Source organism: Streptomyces sp. NPDC001889 (assembly GCF_053594535.1).
In genome coordinates this window covers 122,764-142,275 of sequence record NZ_JBSFER010000019.1, presented here as the reverse complement: position 1 = coordinate 142,275, position 19,512 = coordinate 122,764, and the positions used below count along the sequence as shown (strand labels likewise).

General features: G+C 74.1%; 14 protein-coding genes. 7 read left to right on the top strand and 7 right to left on the bottom strand.

Annotated elements, in window-relative coordinates; translation table 11 throughout:
* The first annotated feature begins 85 nt into the window (after positions 1-85).
* The 6 genes from ettA to ACWCRA_RS22865 all read left to right on the top strand — a co-directional run bounded on the left by ettA (position 86) and on the right by ACWCRA_RS22865 (position 8,163).
* A complete protein-coding gene (ettA, locus tag ACWCRA_RS22890; protein WP_351545356.1) occupies positions 86-1,750 on the top strand; it encodes an energy-dependent translational throttle protein EttA in 1,665 nt (554 codons plus the stop codon).
* 16 nt (positions 1,751-1,766) lie between these two features.
* The gene (locus ACWCRA_RS22885; RefSeq protein ID WP_351545353.1) at positions 1,767-2,210 is read left to right on the top strand and encodes an acyl-CoA thioesterase; all 444 of its coding nucleotides are present in this window, start codon (positions 1,767-1,769) and stop codon (positions 2,208-2,210) included.
* Positions 2,207-2,887 (top strand): hypothetical protein, encoded by a 681-nt coding sequence (locus ACWCRA_RS22880; RefSeq protein ID WP_351545350.1) that lies wholly within the window; start codon positions 2,207-2,209, stop codon positions 2,885-2,887. The genes ACWCRA_RS22885 and ACWCRA_RS22880 overlap by 4 nt, the downstream gene beginning before the upstream one ends.
* Before the next feature lie 150 nt (positions 2,888-3,037).
* Positions 3,038-5,713 (top strand): GcvT family protein, encoded by a 2,676-nt coding sequence (locus ACWCRA_RS22875; protein ID WP_451068459.1) that lies wholly within the window; start codon positions 3,038-3,040, stop codon positions 5,711-5,713.
* Between the two features lie 39 nt (positions 5,714-5,752).
* On the top strand, positions 5,753-6,907 hold the full coding sequence (gene solA / locus ACWCRA_RS22870) for an N-methyl-L-tryptophan oxidase (protein WP_351545345.1): 1,155 nt from the start codon (positions 5,753-5,755) through the stop codon (positions 6,905-6,907).
* 44 nt (positions 6,908-6,951) lie between these two features.
* On the top strand, positions 6,952-8,163 hold the full coding sequence (locus tag ACWCRA_RS22865) for an aromatic ring-hydroxylating oxygenase subunit alpha (RefSeq protein WP_451068458.1): 1,212 nt from the start codon (positions 6,952-6,954) through the stop codon (positions 8,161-8,163).
* Here ACWCRA_RS22865 and ACWCRA_RS22860 read toward each other — a convergent pair.
* Positions 8,160-8,564, bottom strand: coding sequence for a globin (locus ACWCRA_RS22860; protein ID WP_351545339.1), 405 nt, complete (start codon positions 8,562-8,564; stop codon positions 8,160-8,162). The two genes, ACWCRA_RS22865 and ACWCRA_RS22860, sit on opposite strands and share 4 nt — an antisense overlap.
* A gap of 284 nt (positions 8,565-8,848) precedes the next feature.
* Here ACWCRA_RS22860 and ACWCRA_RS22855 point away from each other — a divergent pair, with 284 nt between their 5' ends.
* Entirely contained in the window at positions 8,849-9,841 is a 993-nt protein-coding gene (locus ACWCRA_RS22855) for a methyltransferase domain-containing protein (protein WP_351545336.1), read from the top strand.
* Between the two features lie 34 nt (positions 9,842-9,875).
* On the opposite strand, the gene ACWCRA_RS22850 is transcribed toward ACWCRA_RS22855, so the two are convergent.
* The 6 genes from ACWCRA_RS22850 to ACWCRA_RS22825 form a co-directional block, all read right to left on the bottom strand.
* Positions 9,876-11,303, bottom strand: a complete 1,428-nt coding sequence (locus ACWCRA_RS22850; protein WP_451068457.1) for an FHA domain-containing protein — start codon at positions 11,301-11,303, stop codon at positions 9,876-9,878.
* Positions 11,304-11,387: 84 nt separating this feature from the next.
* Positions 11,388-12,731 (bottom strand): vWA domain-containing protein, encoded by a 1,344-nt coding sequence (locus tag ACWCRA_RS22845; protein WP_451068456.1) that lies wholly within the window; start codon positions 12,729-12,731, stop codon positions 11,388-11,390.
* Between the two features lie 257 nt (positions 12,732-12,988).
* Positions 12,989-14,524 carry a PP2C family serine/threonine-protein phosphatase gene (locus tag ACWCRA_RS22840; RefSeq protein WP_451068455.1) on the bottom strand — a complete coding sequence of 512 codons (1,536 nt, stop codon included), beginning with the start codon at positions 14,522-14,524 and terminating at the stop codon, positions 12,989-12,991.
* Positions 14,525-14,527: 3 nt separating this feature from the next.
* Positions 14,528-17,023: a tetratricopeptide repeat protein gene (locus ACWCRA_RS22835; protein ID WP_451068478.1), complete on the bottom strand. Its 2,496-nt coding sequence runs from the start codon at positions 17,021-17,023 to the stop codon at positions 14,528-14,530.
* A gap of 50 nt (positions 17,024-17,073) precedes the next feature.
* Positions 17,074-18,414: a coiled-coil domain-containing protein gene (locus tag ACWCRA_RS22830; protein WP_351545326.1), complete on the bottom strand. Its 1,341-nt coding sequence runs from the start codon at positions 18,412-18,414 to the stop codon at positions 17,074-17,076.
* Positions 18,415-18,433: 19 nt separating this feature from the next.
* Positions 18,434-19,504 carry a glutamate ABC transporter substrate-binding protein gene (locus tag ACWCRA_RS22825; RefSeq protein ID WP_451068454.1) on the bottom strand — a complete coding sequence of 357 codons (1,071 nt, stop codon included), beginning with the start codon at positions 19,502-19,504 and terminating at the stop codon, positions 18,434-18,436.
* Positions 19,505-19,512 lie beyond the last annotated feature (8 nt).

The following is a 19,512-nucleotide window of genomic DNA, read 5'->3' as shown; positions in this document are numbered from 1 at the left end:
TCCGGTGACCGGTTTCCATCGGGGGATGGACGTCAGGCAAGATGGGGTGTATCTGCCCACTCACTCATCTGCCGGACGGTTTCTCTTGGCTGAGTACATCTACACGATGCGCAAGACGCGCAAGGCGCACGGCGACAAGGTCATCCTCGATGATGTGACGCTGAGCTTCCTGCCCGGTGCGAAGATCGGTGTGGTCGGCCCCAACGGCGCCGGTAAGTCCACCGTGCTGAAGATCATGGCCGGTCTGGAGCAGCCCTCCAACGGCGACGCCTTCCTGTCGCCCGGCTACACCGTCGGCATCCTGCTCCAGGAGCCGCCGCTGGACGAGTCCAAGACCGTGCTGGAGAACGTCGAGGACGGCGTCGCCACGATCAAGGGCAAGCTCAACCGGTTCAACGAGATCGCCGAGCAGATGGCGACCGAGTACACCGACGAGCTGATGGATGAGATGGGCAAGCTCCAGGAGGACCTGGACCACGCCAACGCCTGGGACCTCGACGCCCAGCTGGAGCAGGCCATGGACGCGCTGGGCTGCCCCCCCGGGGACTGGCCCGTCACCAACCTCTCCGGTGGTGAGAAGCGCCGCGTCGCCCTCTGCAAGCTGCTGCTCGAAGCCCCCGACCTGCTGCTGCTCGACGAGCCCACCAACCACCTGGACGCCGAGTCGGTCCAGTGGCTGGAGGCGCACCTCGCCAAGTACGCGGGCACCGTCGTCGCCATCACCCACGACCGGTACTTCCTCGACAACGTCGCCGGCTGGATTCTCGAACTCGACCGCGGGCGCGCGATCGGCTACGAGGGCAACTACTCCACCTACCTGGAGTCCAAGCAGGCCCGGCTGAAGGTCGAGGGCCAGAAGGACGCCAAGCGCGCCAAGCGGCTCCGCGAGGAGCTGGAGTGGGTCCGCTCCAACGCCAAGGGCCGGCAGGCCAAGTCCAAGGCCCGGCTCGCCCGGTACGAGGAGATGGCCGCCGAGGCCGACAAGATGCGGAAGCTGGACTTCGAGGAGATCCAGATCCCGCCGGGCCCGCGGCTCGGCAGCATCGTCGTCGACGTGGAGAACCTCTCCAAGGGCTTCGGCGACAAGCTGCTCATCGACAATCTCAGCTTCACCCTGCCGCGCAACGGCATCGTCGGCGTCATCGGCCCCAACGGCGCCGGCAAGACCACGCTGTTCAAGATGATCCAGGGCCTGGAGGAGCCGGACTCCGGCTCGATCAAGGTCGGCGACACGGTCAAGATCTCCTACGTCGACCAGAGCCGCGCCAACATCGACCCCAAGAAGTCGCTGTGGGCCGTCGTCTCCGACGAACTGGACTACATCAACGTCGGCCAGGTCGAGATGCCGTCCCGCGCCTATGTCTCGGCGTTCGGCTTCAAGGGCCCGGACCAGCAGAAGCCCGCGGGCATCCTCTCCGGCGGTGAGCGCAACCGGCTGAACCTGGCACTCACCCTGAAGCAGGGCGGCAACCTGCTGCTCCTCGACGAGCCCACCAACGACCTCGACGTCGAGACGCTCTCCTCCCTGGAGAACGCCCTGCTGGAGTTCCCCGGCGCGGCCGTGGTCGTCTCCCACGACCGCTGGTTCCTGGACCGGGTCGCCACCCACATCCTCGCCTACGAGGGCGACTCCAAGTGGTTCTGGTTCGAGGGCAACTTCGAGTCGTACGAGAAGAACAAGATCGAGCGGCTCGGCCCGGACGCGGCCCGTCCGCACCGCGCCACCTACAAGAAGCTGACCCGAGGCTGAGGGAGCCCACAGACCCATGGCCCGGCACATCTACCGCTGTCCCCTCCGCTGGTCGGACATGGACGCCTTCGGGCACGTCAACAACGTCGTCTTCCTGCGGTATCTGGAAGAGGCGCGCATCGACTTCATGTTCCGGCTCCAGCCGGGCGACGGTTCGCCGTCGTTCTCCGGCGGGTCCGTCGTGGCCCGGCACGAGATCGACTATGTCCGGCCGCTGGTCCACCGGCACGAGCCGGTGATCATCGAGTCATGGGTCACCAGGATCGGCGCGGCGTCCCTCACCATCGCCTACGAGGTGAAGGACGCCGAGGGCGACACCGCGCAGATCTATGTGCGGGCGTCGACCGTCGTCGTGCCCTACGACCTGGAGGCGGCCCGTCCGCGCCGGATCAGCGCCGAGGAGAAGTCCTACCTCCAGCGGTATCTGCCGGCCCTGGAAGAGGGCGCTCTCGTCGGATGAGTGTGCCCGTGCAGAGTCTGCACTTCGCCGACGCGAGGGAGGCGGAGGATCTCGCCGCCTTCCTCGCCCGGCTGCTCCACTACGACCGGGCCGCCGCCGTGCGGCTCCAGGCGGGCGGCCCCGAGGGGCCGCAGGCCAGCCTGGCCGTCTTCGGCCGCCCGCCCTCCTTCGAGGTGCTGGCGATCCGGGCGGCGCGCCTCGGCGCGCCCGCCCGGATCGATCTCACCGTCTCCGCCGGTGAGCTGCTCGACTCCGTCACGGGCACCGCGTTCACCCTGCCGGGACCCGTCACCGGACCGCCGTGGGCGGGGGTCCTGCCGCCGCGCGGCGGCTGGCGGGAACTGCCCGGTCTGCCCCCGGCCCAGGCCGTGCGCGAGGCGGTCGCCGCCGCCGTCGCCGAGTTCCGCGCCCGCGACGGCGACCTGCCGGCCGAGCGCCGCACCCGCGCCGAGCGGGACCGTATCGGCCGGGAGATCTGGTCCCGCACCCTCGGCGCCACCCCGCTGCCACTGCGGGCCGTCCACGCCGCGCAGTCCCTCGGATTCCTGCGCCCCGGGGCACCCCTCGCGCTGCTGTCCACGGCCTCCTGGCTCAGACTCCGTACGCCCTTCGGGTCCATCGCCGTACGCACCCATGGCCTCGGCGGGCTGAACGTCATCCCCACCAGGGGCGCTTGACCCCCACCCGGGCCGCGCCCGCGCGCGGGCCGGGCCCGGAGCCGCCGACGCCCTTGACGGTGCGCGGGGCCGTTCCCACTATGTCTCCCATCGAGATGGCTCCATGGCGCAACCCGTCGTGCACACAGCGCAACAGCTGGGGGTCGAGACATGCCCGTGCCACCCGACGCCACCCCGGTGGACCCCGCCGCCGCTCCCGGAGCCGGCGCCCCGCGCCCCGTTCCCGGAGCCGGCGCGCCTCCCCGCGCGAGCCCCGCTCCCGGGGGAGGCGCCGGGCCCGGCGACCTCCGCGCCCCCGTGGTCGTCATCGGAGCGGGCATCGTCGGCTGTGCGCTCGCCGATGAACTCACCACACGCGGCTGGAGCGATGTCACCGTCCTCGACCAGGGCCCGCTGCCCTCGCCCGGCGGCTCCACCTCCCACGCGCCCGGTCTCGTCTTCCGCCTCAACCCCTCGCGCACCATGACCCGTCTCGCCGCCCACACCGTCGAGCGCTTCACCCGGCTCGGCGCCTTCGACCGCGTCGGCGGCCTCGAAGTCGCCACCACCGGGGCGCGGCTGACGGAGCTGCACCGCCGCGCCGGACTCGCCGCCTCCTGGGGCATCGGGGCCGAGGTCGTCGGCCCCGGACGCTGCCGCGAACTGTGGCCGCTGCTGCGCGGGACCGAGGTCGTCGGCGGACTGCACACTCCCGACGACGGTGTGGCCCGCGCCCTGGACGCCGCCGGCCGCATGCGCCGGCGCGCCGCCGCCCGGGGTGCCCGCTTCCTCGACCGCCACACCGTCACCGGGATCGAGCGCTCGGCCGGCCGGGTCACCGCCGTCGTCACCGACCGGGGGAGCTTCCCGGCCGAACGGGTGGTCTGCGCCGCCGGGTTCTGGGGGCCGCTGGTCGGCGCGCTGGCCGGGGTGCGCGTTCCCCTGCTGCCCCTCGCCCACCAGTACGCCACGACCCGCCCCCTGGACCGCCTGCCGCAGCGGCTGCCCATCCTCCGCCACCAGGGCGGACCGCTCTACTTCCGGCGGCACGGCACCCGTATCGGCATCGGCTCCTACGCCCACCGGCCGCTGCCCGTCGACCCCGCCGCCCTCCCCTCGTACGACGCCGCACCCGTCATGCCCTCCGCGCTCGGCTTCACCCCCGAGGAGTGGGCACCCGCCTGGGACGAGGCCGTCCGGCTGCTGCCCGCCCTCGCGGACGCGGGTGTCGGCGAGGGGTTCAACGGCGTCTTCTCCTTCACCCCCGACGGTCTGCCCCTCCTCGGCGAGAGCCCCGATCTGGGCGGTTTCTGGCTCGCCGAGGCCGTCTGGGTCACCCACTCCGCCGGCGCCGCCCGGGCCGTGGTCCAGTGGATGACCGACGGCCGGCCCGCCCTCGACCTCCACGAGTGCGACCCCGCCCGCTTCGAACAGGCCCAGCTCACCCCCGCGTACATCGCCGCGCGCGGCGCCCGGAGCTTCGCCGAGGTGTACGACATCGTCCATCCGCTCCAGCCGCCCGGCCGGCCCCGCCCGCTGCGGACCAGCCCCTTCCACGCGCGGCAGCGGGAGCTGGGGGCGTACTTCCTGGAGGGCGGCGGCTGGGAGCGCCCGCACTGGTACGAGGCGAACGCGCCGCTCGTCACGGAGGCGGGCCGGCCCCCGGAGCGCGACGACTGGTCGGCCCGCCACTGGTCGCCCATCGCCGCCGCCGAGGCCCGGACCACCCGCGAGGGTGTGGCGCTGTACGACATGACCCCGCTGCGGCGGCTGCGGGTCAGCGGCCCCGGGGCGCTGGACTTCCTCCAGCGGATGACCACCAACCAGCTCGCGAAACCACCCGGTTCGGTGACCTGCGCCCTGCTGCTCGACCACGCGGGCGGCATCCGCTCCGATCTGACCGTGGCCCGCCTCGGCGAGCGGGAGTTCCAGCTCGGCGCCAACACCCCGGCCGACCTCGGCTGGCTGCTGCGGCACGCGCCGCCCGGGGTGCGCGTCCAGGACCTCACCCCCGGCACCTGCTGCGTCGGCGTCTGGGGGCCGCTGGCCCACGCCCTCGTCCAGCCGCTGACCGACGACGACTTCCCGCACCGGGACCTTCGCGACCGCGCCGCCCGCCGCACCTGTATCGGCCCGGTCCCGGTCACCGCGCTGCGGATCGGCCGGGTCGGCGAGCAGGGCTGGGAGCTGTGCACCACCGCCGACCTCGGACTCGCCCTCTGGGACACCCTGTGGTCCGCCGGAGCGTCACTCGGGCTGATCGCGGCCGGGCGCGGCGCCTTCGACTCGCTCCGGCTGGAGGCGGGGTACCGGGCCTGGGGCCGCGACATGACCACCGAGGACACCCCGGACGAGGCGGGCCTCGGCTTCGCCGTCCATCTGGGCGCGGGCGGTCCCGGGGGTGACGGTGGTCCCGGGGGCGGGGGCGGTCCCGAGAATGACGGCGGTCCCGAGGACGACGGCGGGCACGGGCACGGGCACGAGGGCTGGGCCGGGTCCCAAGGCGGGACGGGGGCCGGGGCGAAGGGCGACTTCATCGGCCGCGACGCCCTCCTCCGCCACCGGGAGACCGGGGCCCGCGCCGACCGCCGCCTCCTCTGCCTCACCCTCGACGACCCCGCCGCCGTCGTCCTCGGCAAGGAGCCCGTTCTCCACGGCGGTGTCCCCGCCGGCCATGTCACCAGCGCCGGCTACGGCTACACCGTCGGCCGCTGCGTCGCCTACGCCTGGCTGCCCCCGCTGCCCCCCGGAACCGCCGTCCATATCGAATACCTGGGCGAGAAGCTGGCCGCCACCGTCGTCCGGACCCCGCTCCACGACCCGGGGACGGCCCGCGTCCGCGGTTAGTCCGGCCCCGGACCGGCGGCCCCCAGCGAAGGGAGACCCATGGCACCCGCGTACGGCGCGATCATCCTCGGACTCGGCGGGATGGGCAGCGCCGCCGCCGCCCACCTCGCCGCCCGGGGGGTGCGTGTGCTCGGACTGGAGAAGTTCGGCCCCGTGCACAGCAGGGGCTCCAGCCACGGCGGTTCGCGGATCACCCGCCAGTCCTACTTCGAGGACCCGGCCTATGTCCCGCTCCTGCTGCGCGCCTACGAGCTGTACGAGGAGCTGGAGCGCGGGACCGGGCGCGACATCGCCACCCTCTGCGGCGGGGTGATGATCGGCCGCCCCGAGAGCCGTACGGTCTCCGGCTCCCTGCGCTCGGCCCGGGAGTGGGATCTGCCGCACGAGATGCTCGACGCCCGGGAACTGCGCCGCCGCTTCCCCACGCTGACCCCCGCCGACGACGAGATCGGTCTGTACGAGGCACGGGCGGGGCTGCTCCGCCCGGAGAACACCGTCGCCGCCCATCTCCAGCTCGCCACCCGCCACGGCGCGGACCTCCACTTCGAGGAGCCGGTCACCCGCTGGGAGCCGTACCGCGACGGCGTGCGGGTGCACACCGCCGAGGACACCTACACGGCGGCCCGGCTGATCATCTGCCCCGGCGCCTGGGCGCCCCGGCTCCTCGCCGGTCTGGGGGTGCCGATCACCATCGAGCGGAAGATCATGTACTGGTTCCAGCCCCGGGGCGGCACCGGTCCGTACCGCCCCGCGCACCACCCCGTCTACATCTGGGAGGACCCGGCCGGCACCCAGGTCTACGGCTTCCCCGCCATCGACGGGCCCGAGCGGGGCGCCAAGGTCGCCTTCTTCCGCGATGGCGAGATCTGCACCCCCGAGACCATCGACCGCACCGTCCACGACCACGAGGTGCGGGCGATGGCCGACTACCTCGGACCCCGGCTGCCCACCCTGCCCGGCACCTTCCTCAAGGCCGTCACCTGCATGTACTCCACCACGCCCGATGAGCACTTTGTGATCGCCCCGCATCCGGCGCACCCGGACGCGGTCGTGGTGGCCTGCGGATTCTCCGGCCACGGCTTCAAATTCGTCCCCGTCGTCGGCGAGATCCTCGCCGATCTGGCCACCGACGGCACCACCCGCCACCCCATCGCGCTCTTCGACCCCGGCCGCTTCACCGCGGCCCCCGCCTGACCGGCCGCCCGGCCGCCCGGCCGCGCCCGCCCGAGGGAGATCGCATGACCGTTCCGCCGAGTCTGCTCACCACCCTGCCGGGGCACCACTACACCAGCCCCGAACTCTTCGCCCGGGAGCAGGAGAGGATCTTCGAGTCGCTCTGGTTCTGCGCGGCGCGGTCCACGGAACTGGCCGCTCCGGGGGCGTTCCGCACGGTCCCGGTCGGCCGGGAGTCCGTCCTGCTCACCCGCAACGGCGCGGGTGAGCCGCGCGCCTTCCTCAATGTCTGCCGGCACCGGGGTGCCCGGCTCCGCACCGAGGAGTCCGGGCTGGCCGGCCGGACCCTGCGCTGTCCGTACCACTCCTGGAGCTACGACCTCGACGGACGGCTGGTCGCCGCGCCCAATCTGGCGCGGATGCCGGACATCGACCGCACCGCCTACGGGCTCCGCGCGGTCGCCCTGCGCGAGTGGCTGGGCTACCTCTGGGTCTGTCTCGCCGACGAGCCGCCGCCCTTCGAGGAACAGGTGCCGGGGGCCGCCGCCGAACGGCTCGGCGACGCCGGTGCCATCGGCCGGTACGGCGCCGAGGGGCTCGGGCTCGGCCGGCGGGTGCGCTACGAGGTGAACGCCAACTGGAAGCTGATCGTCGAGAACTTCATGGAGTGCTACCACTGCGCCACCATCCACCCCGAACTGGTCTCCGTGCTCCCGGAGTTCGTCCGGGGCCGGGCCGCCCAGTCCTCGGTGGGCCACGGCGCGGTCTTCGCGGACGGCGCGCGCGGCTTCACCGTCGACGGAGGGGAGGGCTTCGGCCGGCTGCCGGGGCTCGCGGACGAGCAGGACCGGCGCTACTACGCGATCACGGTCAGGCCGCAGGTCTTCATCAACCTCGTGCCCGACCATGTGATCGTCCACCGGATGTTCCCGGCCGCCCCCGACCGCACGGTGGTCGACTGCGACTGGCTGTACGCGCCCGAGGTGATCGCCTCGGGCGCGGATCTGAGCCGCTCGGTGGAGCTGTTCCACCGGGTCAATGTGCAGGACTTCGCCGCCTGTGAGCGGACGCAGCCGGGGATGGGGTCCCGCGCCTACCGGGCGGGCGGGGTGCTGGTGCCCAGTGAGCACCACATCGGGGCCTTCCACTCCTGGGTGACCGGCCTCCTCGCCGAGACCCCCGAGGCCGCTGAGACCCCCGAGGCCGCTGAGACCCCCGAGGCCGCTGAGACCCCCGAGATCCCCGAGGCGGCCGGGACCGGCGGCGGCGCGGCCTAACCCGCCGTGTTCACCATCGACGCGGCGGCGTAGACGAGATAGTCCCAGAGCCGGCGGTCGTGCTCCGGCGACAGCTCCAGCTCGTCGAGGGCGTCCCGCATATGCCTCAGCCAGGCGTCATGGGCCGCGCGGTCCACCGGGAACGGAGCGTGCCGCATCCGCAGCCGGGGGTGGCCGCGGTTCTCGCTGTAGACGCGCGGACCGCCCCAGTACTGCATCAGAAAGGTGGCGAACCGGTCCTCGGCCGGGCCGAGGTCCTCCTCCGGGTACATCGGCCGCAGCAGCGGGTCATCGGCCACACCCTCGTAGAAACGGCGCACCAGGCGCCGGAAGGTTTCCTCGCCGCCGACCTGCTCGTAGAAGGTCTGCTCCTGAACGGTGCCGCGCGGAATCTCAGTCACCCCTCCATCGTCTCAGACCCACCGGCGGAGGACTCCGGACCTAGGGCGCTTCTCGTGGATCTTGCCGGGCTCGCGGGGTCCGGGACCGCGCCTCGCCGCGTTGTCGTCAGTCGTCGACGCTCCGCGTGGACTCCTTCCTCCGCCTCGCGATCCACGACCCCGGACCCCGCTCCCTGATCCGGCCTGATCCACGGGAAACGCCCTGGGGCGCTTCCCGTGGATCTTGGAGGGCCCACCGGCCCGGGGTGCTCGCGTACCGGGCGGCGGGGCAGCACAGTGGAGGCATGGGTGCGAACGCGGAACCGTACGCCGGGCCGGGGGCCGAGGCCCGGGCGGCGATGGTGCGGCTGATCGTGGCCGACGGCGGGCTGACCGACCCCGCCTGGCGGCTCGCGTTCGAGGAGGTGCCCCGGCATCTGTTCGTCCCGTACTACTTCGTCAACCGGGCCGGAGGCCATGAGCGGCTCTGGCGCGAGGACCCCGACCCCGCGCGGCGGGAGCGCTGGCTGCGCGGTGCGTACGACGACGGGCCGCTCGCCACCCGGGTGCGCGACGGCGAGCTGATCTCCTCCAGCAGCCAGCCCTCGCTGATGGCCCGGATGCTCGACGCGCTGCGGGTGCGGCACGGCGACAGGGTGCTGGAGATCGGCGCGGGCACCGGGTACAACGCGGCGCTCCTCTCCCACCGGCTCGGCGACGACCGGATCACCACCATCGACATGGAGACGGAGATCACCGACTCGGCGCGGGCGCATCTGGCCCTCGCCGGCTTCCGTCCGACGGTGGTCACCGGCGACGGCGCGCGCGGCTGCCGCGAGCGCGCCCCCTTCGACAGGATCATCGCGACCTGCACCCTGCCGTACATCCCGTACGACTGGCTCGCGCAGTGCCGGCCGGACGCCCTGATCCTGGCGCCGCTCTCCACCGGACTGATCGCCCTGCGGGTACGGGACGGGGAAGGCGGCGGCGGGCCCAGCGCGGAGGGGCGCTTTCTGCGGACCTCCGCCTACTTCGTGCCGCTGCGGGGCGGTGACGCCGTGCCGGAGCGGGCCGGCGGGACACCGTCCCGCGGAGTACTGGAGAACGATCTCTTCCGGTTCCTGCTGACGCTGACCGGCGGGAGCCTCGGTCCGCGTGAGGCGCGGGCGCTCTGGGAGCGCGAGCGACGGCCGGCCCGGGAGCGGTTCGGGGTCACCGTCAGCGGCGGCCGGCAGTGGGCCTGGCTGGACGACCCCGACGGGCCGTACGCCTGGCCACTGGGCCGCCGCGACACGTGAGGCCGTGCCCCCGCGGGCTCCCGGGGTGGCCGGCTCAGCTCCTGCGCACGGTGATGGTCGTCCAGGCGCCGACGTGGACCCGGTCGCCGTCGTTCAGCGTGACGGGGACATAGGGCTGGATCGGCTCCTCCGCGCCGTTGATCGTCGTGCCGTTGGTGGAGTTCTGGTCGACGACGGCCCAGGTGCTGTCGGGCTGCTGCACCAGCACGGCGTGCTTGTGCGAGACCCCCGGGTCCTCCGGCGGCACCGACAGATCGATGTCGGGGGACTCTCCGGTGGAGTGGCGGCGGCGGCCGATGGTGATCTGGCTGCCGGTGAGCGTGAGGTGCTGCTCGGGGGAGTACGCGGGCAGGTTGAGGCCGGTGGCGTCGGGGCCGCTGCGCTGCATCATCGCCAGGAAGTAGTCGCGGTCGGGCGCGACGACGGCGGTCCAGCCGTCGGCCGCCGGATACGACGGCGGTGACTGGTGCTGCCCGGGCGCGGAGCCGGAACCGGGGCCGCCCTGCCCGCCCTGGCCCTGGCCCTGCTGCCCGGGGCCGCCGTGGTGCTGCCCCGGTCCCTGCGGGAAGGGCGACGACGGGCCGCTCTGGGGGAACGGGTGCTGGGGCGGGGACTGGTGCTGGTGCTGGGGCTGCTGGGAGTGCGGCTGCGGGGACGGTGACTGCGGCGACGGCGACGGCGGCTGCGGCTGCGGGGACTGGTGCTGGGACTGCGACGGCGGGGAGATCATCCAGTCGTCGGCCACCCCCGGCTGCTGCCGCTGGCGCTGCGGCGGCGCGAGCGGTGCGGACTGCTGCGGGTACCCGGGCGGCGGGTTCTGGTGCCCCTGCCCGGGGCCCGGGTGCTGCCCGGGACCGCCCTGCCGGCCCGGCGCGCCGTGCTGACCCTGCGCGCCGTGCTGATCAGGTCCGCCGGGGTGCTGCGCGGGTCCGCCGGAGTGCTGCCCCGGTCCCTGGGGGAAGGGGGAGGGCGGGCCCGGCGGGAACGGCTGCTGTCCCGGCCGCTCGCCGAGCGGTTCGGCGGGCCGGTTGAGCTGCGAGGGCCGCGAGCCCTGGTACTCGTACGGATCGTGCCCCGGCCCGCGCGGCCCGGGCGGCGGCCCCTGGGGGCCGGGGCCCGGCGGGGGCGGCTGGTGGGTGAAACCGGACGGCAGATTCAGCCCGGGCGACGGCGAGTGCGGTGCCGGGGCTATCGGCGTGTAGGACGTCGCCGTGTGCGTCAGGAAGTTGTAGCGGCACTCCTCGCAGAACGGGGCCATGGCCTCGCGCGGGGTGCGGCACTGCGGGCACAGCTCCGCCTGGGCGGTGGCGTGCGGATCGCCCCCGGGGCCGGGGTATCCGTACCCGGGCCGGGGCGGCTGCGGCGCGGCCCCCGCGGAAGCGCCGGGGCCGGCCATGCGGTGTCCACAGACCTCGCACCAGTCGTCGGAACCCGACTGGTGTCCGTTCGGGCAGGTCGGCATGTCGGCGCTTCCCCCTCTCCTCGTCCGGCCCGCGGGCCGTCTCTTCGCTGTGTCGTACGTCCGGTCGGCGCCGCGGCGGAGCGGCTACTTCTTCACCCGGACCGTCTTCGTGGACCGGGTTTCGAGCGTCATCTCGTCCGCCTCGGCGACCTTCGCCTTCAGTCGCACAGTACCCGTCGCCGCGTCGACGACGTCGACCACCTTCGAAAGGAGTTTCGCGGTGTCCGCGTTTCCGGAGACCGCCGCGAGCTGCACGGCGCGTCCGAGCTTCGCCGTCGCCCCATCGATATCGCCCAGTTTGCGGGCATCCAGTCCTTGTTGGATGACGTGCGCGAGTTCCGCCTGGCCCGTGTAGTGCGCCACCTGGGGGTTGATGGAGGTGGAGGCGGCCATGTCGTCCGTCCAGACGGCCCTGATCAGCCCCTGGGAGAGCACCTCGGGCGCCCCGCCGCCCGGGGCCGGGACGATCAGCGAGGCCCGGGCGGCCAGCATCTCCTGGCCGATGTTCGCCCGGGGCACCCACACACAGATGTGGTAGTCGCGGGACTCGTCGCCCCACGAGCCGGTCGGGTAGTCACCGGCCCGAGGGCCCGCCTCCGTGCGCCGGTCCGTCAGATCCGTGACGGTGGGCGCGACCTGCTTGACGAATCCGATCTCCACCCCGACCGGGGTCCAGAGCCGCAGCGTGACATCCGCGACCCCCTTGCCCATCGCGTTCTCCATCATGCCGGTGAAGTCGGCGGCCAGACCGGCCGGATCGGCCACGATGTCCGCGGTGCCGAGCAGCGCGGACGCTATCCCGGTGACCTCCTTGACCTCCCAGTCGGTGCCGACTCCGCGCGCGTCACAGGTGAACCGGCCCGTCACGGCGGAGAGCGCCGAGCGCAGCGCCTCCGGGCTCTCGTGCTCATTGCGTCCGTCGGTGAGCAGGATGCCGTGCCGGATATCGCCGGACGAGGTCGCCAGCAGGCGGTCCGCGAGGGTGAGCCAGGTACCGATCGCGGTGCCGCCGCCGGCGGTGAGCCGCCGCAGCGCGCTCTTCGCCTCCGCGCGGGTGCGGCCGTCGGCGACGGCGAGCCGGCCGCCGCCGGGGTAGGTCTCCACGGCCCGGTGGGTGCCGCCGACGACGGCGAACTCCACTCCGTCGCGGAGGGTGTCGATCGCGGCGGAGGTGGCGTCCCGCGCATGGCGCATCTTGGTCGCCGGATAGTCCATCGAACCCGAACAGTCCACCATGATCACCACGGCCGCGCCGGGCGCGGATGCGGACGCCGAGCTTCCCCGGAGCGGCGCACCGCCGCTGGTCCCGCCGCCGGTGGAGGCGACGGTCACGATCGCGTTCACCTCCCGGCCGCCCTCGGGCAGAAACTCGTTCTGGTAGACGTCGACCGAGAAGCGCGGCACCGGGGACTTGGAGAAATTGGCCATCTGATGGGCTCCTTGAGGCTCCGCTCGGGGAGAACTGAAGCGGCCGGGCACCCGTTGGTGCCCCTGCTGCGGGCGCCTCCCCCGTTGTCGGCGCCCGGCCGTTGTGCGCGGGCGGTGCGCCCGGTTGTCCGCCGCCGGGACCCGCCCGGCCGGTGCCGGGTCAGATCCGTGGGCGGGCCGGGTCCGTGCCGTGTCCCGTGGCCCCCTGGCCCGTGACCCCCTGGCCCGCGGCGCGTTGTCCCGTCACTCCCGTCCTGTCACTCCCGTCCCGTCACCGTGAACGGCACCACAGCCACGGTCACATTGTCGTGTCCGCCGCCGTCCAGCGCGTGTCCGACCAGCACCTGAGCGCTGTGCAGCGGCCGGGTCGCGGCGTCTGCCGGGATGGCGCGGGCCATCTCCTCGGCGCTCTCCGCGTAGTTCCACAGACCGTCGGTGCAGACCACGACCACGCCGTCGCGGTCCGGCTTGAAGGCGGCGGTGTGCGGGTCCAGCTCATAGGCGTCGGAGCCGAGCCAGCCGGTGATGGCGTGGGCGCGCTCGTCCGCGTACGCCTCCTGCTCGCTCATCAGGCCCGCGGCCACCATCTGGGCCGCCCAGGAGTCGTCCTCGGTGAGCCGGGCGGCGGGACCGCCGCGGTCGTCGGGCACCCAGTAGACGCGGCTGTCGCCGACCCAGCCGACAATCAGCAGGCCGCCGGCGCTGATGGCGCCGACGATGGTGCACGCGGGCGCGTTGAGCTGGTGACCCGGCGCGGGCTCGGCCGGTTCGCTCCGCGCGGGGCGGTCCGCGAGGGCGTCGACCGCGGCGGCGGCGGCGACGATGGCGTCCCGCATGGCCTGCTGGGGGTGGGTGCCCCGGGGCAGCTCCGCCAGCAGCAGGGCGTTGGCCGCCGCGGCGGCGGCCTGGGACGCCTCGTCGGGCCGGGTGGCCGATGACACCCCGTCACAGACGATCGCCACCACGGCGGGTGAGCCGTCCGGCAGGGCGGTGGTGGAGATCGCGAACGCGTCCTCGTTGCGGTGGTGGCGCAGCCCCCGGTCGCTGACGGCGGCCACCGGGCCCAGCTCACGCTCCATGTGGTCGCGCTCCTTCGGCTGGGCGTGGCCGCAGTTCTCGCAGTACCCGTCGGTGTCGACCCGGCCGCCCCGGCAGGCCACACAGACCTTGACGGCGGCGGGCGCGGGGGAGGGCACGGCGGCGGGCGGGGACGGGGTGCGCGGGTCGGCCGGAGTGCGCGGGTCCACCGCACCGGCCGGCGGTGCCGGTGCCGGTGTCCGCGGCGCGGGCAGCTCGAAGTCCCCACCGGCCCGGCCGGTGGCCCCGGGCTCGGCGGGCGGCGGAACGGGTGGCCCCGGCGGCGTGACCGGCCCGGGGGGTCCGTACGGGGCGGGTGTCCGCGCGGCCGGAGGGGCGGGGGGCGCCGGTACGCCGGGGCCCGGGGCGGCCGGACCGGAGCCGTGCGGTCCCGGGACGGCCGGCGGTACGGAGGGGTGCGGCGGGGCTCCCGGTCCGGCCGGGGGGTGTGCGGGGACCTCCGGCAGCGGCGGATACGGCCCCGCCGGAGCCGGAGCCGGATCGGGTCCCGGAGGGGCGGGGTTCGCCGGGGCGCGGGCGGCCGACCACGCCGCCGGGACCCCGATCGCCAGGGTCGGACGGTCGGGCCCCGGTGGCGCCGACCCCGCCGACAGGCCGTGTCCACACGCGCCGCAGAAGCGGTCGCCCTCCTCCAGGGGCTCCGCGCAAGCGGGGCACATCGGACCGGCGCCGGGCCGGTGCATCTGCGGCGACATCAATCACACCCACGTCCGGGGGCGGAAGCGGTTGGCTCGCTCCACCAGTTCCATCCGCTCCTCGCCCCGCTGGGCGAGCCGGGCGAGCACCCGGTAGGAGCGTTCCAGCCCGAAGCGCAGACCGCGTTCGTCCAGCGCGCTGCCGAGCAGCACGGCGGGGGCGGCCCGCGCGGCACGCTCCACCTGGGCGGTGGGCGCGCCGCTGGGCCGCGAAGTGCTCGCCGGCGCCGGTACGGACGGCTGAGTTCCGGGACTACCGGAGAGTACCCAGTCCAGGGCCGTGCCGAGTACCTCGGTGGACAACCGTTCCCGGCGCACCGCGTCCAGACCGAGGTCCTGGAGCGCCTCCACCTGTTCCGCCGAGGCCACCAGATCGTCCAGCAGCGGCTCCCGGACACCGCGCCCGCGCAGCCGCGCCCGTACCGCGGCGACCCGGGCGGCGGTGCAGTGGACGGACGCCTCCGGCACCGACTCCAGGGTGCGTACGGCGCCGGTGCGGTCGCCCGCCGCGAGCTGCACCCGCGCCAGGCCGAACGCGGCGCTGACATAGCTCGGGTCCGTCGTCCACACCAGCCGGTAGTACTCCGCGGCGTTGTCCGACTGGCCCAGTATCTCCGCGCACACCCCGAGCGCCAGCTTGGGCGCGGGCTCGCCCGGGAAGGCGTCGTAGACCGCGTCGAAGGAGAGCGCGGCGGCCTCGTTGTCCCCGGCGATCAGGGCGGTCAGACCCCGGTACCAGACGACCCGCCAGTCGTCCGAGTGCTTGCTCTCCAGCGCCGCGAGCGCCGTGGACGCGGTGGCCGCCTCACCCGTCTCCAGCCGGGCGCGCAGCTCGCGCAGCCTGCTCTCCGGGGACGGCGCGGGCACGGCGGCGAGCGCCGCGATCAGCTCGGCGGGGGCGGAGGCCACCAGACCGGCGAGGAAACCGGCGTTGGGGTCGGCCGGGTCGATCCGGGGCACGGGCAGCGCCAGCGCCACGGCCCGGGTGTCGCGCACCGCCGGCTCCGGAGCGGCCGGCCCGGCGCCGGACTCCGGCGCCCCGGCGGCCCCCCGGGCCCCGCGACCCCTCCGGGCCCGTGCGCCCAGCCGCGACACATCGTCGGTCCGCTCCGCGAACAGCTCCGTGTCCGGCACCCGCAGTTCGGGGCCGAAGAGGGTCGACAGCGCGGGCCGGGGACGGCCCGTCTGGAGCGCGACGACCTCCCGCAGCACCCCCGTGAGCTGCTCGGCCATCTCCTGCGCCGAGGAGAAACGCCGGGCCGGATCGGGGTCCGTCGCCCGCACCAGCAGCCGGTAGAACGACTCGTAGGCACGGAAGACCTCGACGTTCTCCGGGTCCGGCAGACTGTCCGCGAAGACATGGGTGTAGCCCTGGAAGTCGAAGGTCAGCACCGCCAGGGTGCGCGCCACCGTGTAGAGGTCGGAGGCGACCGAGGGCCCGGCGCTCGCGACCTCCGGGGCCTGGTAGCCGACCGTGCCGTAGATCGCCGACTCGTCGTCGTCCATCCGCCGGACGGCGCCCATGTCTATCAGCTTCAGCTGGTCCTGCTGCTGGATGGCGTTGTCGACCTTGAAGTCGCAGTACAGCAGGTGACGGCTGTGCAGGTGCCCGAGCGCCTCCAGCGCCTCGATGCCGTACGCGCACGCCTGCTCCACGGGCAGCGGGTCGCGCCGTCCGGAGGGGTCCCTGCGGTCGTTCGCCAGCTCCTTCAGCGACTTGCCGCCCACGTACTCCATGACGATGTAGCCGTCGAGCGAACCGGTGCGCTGGTCGAGGTGCTCGACGAAGTTGTAGATGCGCACGATGTTGGAGTGCTCGATCTCGGCGAGGAAGCGGCGCTCGGATATCGCCGCGGCCATCGCGTCCTGGTCGCCCGTGTCCAGCAGGCCCTTGAGCACCACCCAGCGGTCCGAGACCGCCCGGTCCACGGCCAGATAGACCCAGCCGAGGCCGCCGTGGGCGAGACAGCCCGCCACCTCGTACTGACCGTGCACCACATCCCCGGCGGCGAGCTTGGGCACGAAGGAGTACGGATGGCCGCACCCGGTGCAGAACCCCTCCGTGCGCCCGGTCCGCCCGCCGCGCGAACGCCCCACCGGCACACCGCACTCGGCCCGTGAGCAGAACCGCTTCCGCTCGGGCACCTCCGGGTTCGCCATCACCGCCGCGCGGGGCTCCGGGCGCGGCACCTCCGGCACGGTGACCAGGCCCGCGCCCAGCCGGTTGCGGCTGGACGCGACCGTGGAGGTGCCGGAGCTGCGCACCGAGACCGAGCGGGTGGAGGTGCTGGACCCGGTCGCGGTGAGCGAGAGCCGCCCCGACACCGAACGGCGCGAGGAGGCGGGGCGCGAGGAAGCCCGCGAGGAGCGGGAGCCCCGGTGGACGGAGGTGGTGTCGCCGCTCAGCCGGCCCGCGCCCGCCGATGTGCCGGACGGCCCGGCCGCCGCGACCACGGGCGCGAGGCCGCAGGTGTCGCAGTACAGCTCGCCGCCGCCCATGTCCTCGTAACCGCCGTCGCAGCCCGGCCGCTGACAGCTCCGGTCCTCGCTCACGTGTCCCCTCCGCGGTCCTCGGGCCGGGACCGCCCCGGCTCCCGGTGGGTCAGGGCCTCCGCCGCCGCCTGCTGATAGCGCAGCACCGCCTGCTCGGCCACCCGCAGATCGCAGGGAGCGCTCCACAGCATCCGGCGGGCCGCGTCGTACCGCTCGATCAGCAGCGGGTCCTCCGCGAAGCCCAGACGGGCCACCTTCGCCCGGTACGCGTCCAGCCGGCCGCGCAGCTCAGCCCGCACCGCGAGCGGGGCGGTGACCGCCGTCAGCGACTCCCGGGCGCGGAGCAGTTCGTCCTCCGCCTCCCGCTCCAGGGCCTCCAGCAGCGGGGAGAGCCGGTGCCAGCGGGAGTGTCTGCGGTACTCCGCCGCCGTGCCGAGCCGCTCCTGAAGGGCGGTCGGCGGGCCGCTGACCGCGGGCACCTCCGACGCGGCGATCTTCGCCAGCACCTCGCCGCGCGCCACCCGGGCCTCGGCCAGGGTGCGGTCCGCGCGGGAGAGGACGTCCCGCAGCCGCATCAGCCGCTCCTCCGAGTCCTGCCGGACCCGCAGCACCGCCTCGATCTCCCGCCGGATGTCCTCCAGGGCCCGGGCCGCCCGGTCGTAGCGGTCGGTGTCGGGCCGCCCGCCGCCGGGCGCCGAACTGCCCTGAGCGGGACGCCAGAAGGCCAGCGGGTCGGAGATCACCCGCGCCCGGAGCGTGCCCAGCTCCTCGGTGATGGACTCCAGTTCGTCACCCGAGGGGTGCTCCCCGGGCCGTACGCCCACCGAGTGGGCGAGCGAGCGGGTGCGCTGGAGCTCGGCGGAGAGCAGATCGATCCGCGCGGGCAGCGCCGACCACACCGCGTCCGCCGTCACCACCACGTCCAGCGACGCGGCGTACAGATCGTTCATCCGGGCGACGAGCCGCTCCAGGGTGAACTGTTCCGACAGCCGGGCCGGCCCGGTGACCGAGGGCGGGGGGAGAGCGGCCGGGGACGCCAGGGTCACACCGCCGCCGCGCAGCCGCTCCGTCAGCTCCACCAGGTCCTCCCGGCTCGGCCAGCGGCGGCGCGACCGCAGCTCGCGGATGCCGGTGAGGGCGGCGCTGTACGCGTCGAAGTACTCCCAGAGCAGGGTTATCGCCTGCTCGGCGGAGGCCCACCGGTCCTTGGTGACCCCGGTCAGCTCGGCACCTTCGAGGAGCCTGCGGCCCGCGTGGTCCTGGAGCGCGAGCAGCGAGGTCTCGATCGCCTCGTGCTCGGCGACCAGGCGCGTCAGCGCCCGGTCCACCTCGTCCCGGTCCATCGTCGGCCCGGGGGCCCGCCCGCCGGAGCCGGGGGACGCTCCCGCGACTCCCATCGATCACCTCTTTCGTTCGTCAGCGCTGGTGGTACTTGGGCGCCGGGGGCCCCGATATGCCCGGCAGATCATCGGCCAGCAGCCGCTCGTACGCCTTCTGCCAGGCGCTCTCGCGGTACTCCTCCAGGACGTGGTTGACCCGGCGGACCACGTCGTCCTTGCCGAGTTCGGTGGCCACGCCGTAGTACTCGGTGGTGAAGGTCCGGCCCTTCAGGGCGACCGCCGGGTCCTGGGCCGCCTGGCCGGCGGCCAGGGCGTTGTCCGTGACGACGGCGTCGGCGAGGCCCTCCTGGAGCCGCACCAGACAGTCGAGCTGGTTGGGCACGGTGAGGATGTCCTCGTCGGCCGGGGTGCCGTCGTGCTTGTCCTTGAAGACCGCGCCGAAGGACTTCTTCTCCAGCGCGTCATAGGCGGTGGTGCCCTCGGCGGAGCAGACGCGCTTGCCCTTCAGCGAGGCGTTGTACCCGGTGATGGTGGAGTTCCGGGGGGCGAGGATCTGCTGCCCGACCTCGAAGTACGCGGTGGAGAAGGCGACCTGCCGAATCCGGGCGCAGTTGATCGTCATGGTGCGGACGATGATGTCCACGGTCTGGTTGTTCAGGGCCGGGACGCGCTGGTTGGTGGGGATGGCGCGGAAGATGACGGCGTCCGGTTCGCCGAGGATGTCCTGGGCGATGGCGCGGGCCAGTTCGATGTCGAAGCCCTTGAAGTCATCGGTGGCCGGGTCGCGGTAGCCCCAGCGGTAGCTGTTCTGGTCGACGCCGACGATCAGCTTTCCGCGCTTCTTGATCGCGTCGATGTTCGGCCCGTCGCCGGAGGACGCGGGGAGGGAGCGCTCCGGCTCGACGCAGGTGTCCGGCTCCGCGGGGGCCGCCGGGGCGACGGCGTGTCCGGCGCCGGTGATGGCGGTGCCCGCGCCCCGGGAGAGCGGCAGCAGGGTGACGGCGGCGGTCAGCGCGCAGGCCGCGGCCATTCCGGCGACCCCGCCCCAGCCGCGCAGACTCGGCCGGCGGGCCGCCCGGGGCCGGGGGCCGGTGCCGGGTCCGCCGATGCCCCCCGCTCCGGTGCCGTCGCTCGTCCCGTCCGTCATCTCTCCCC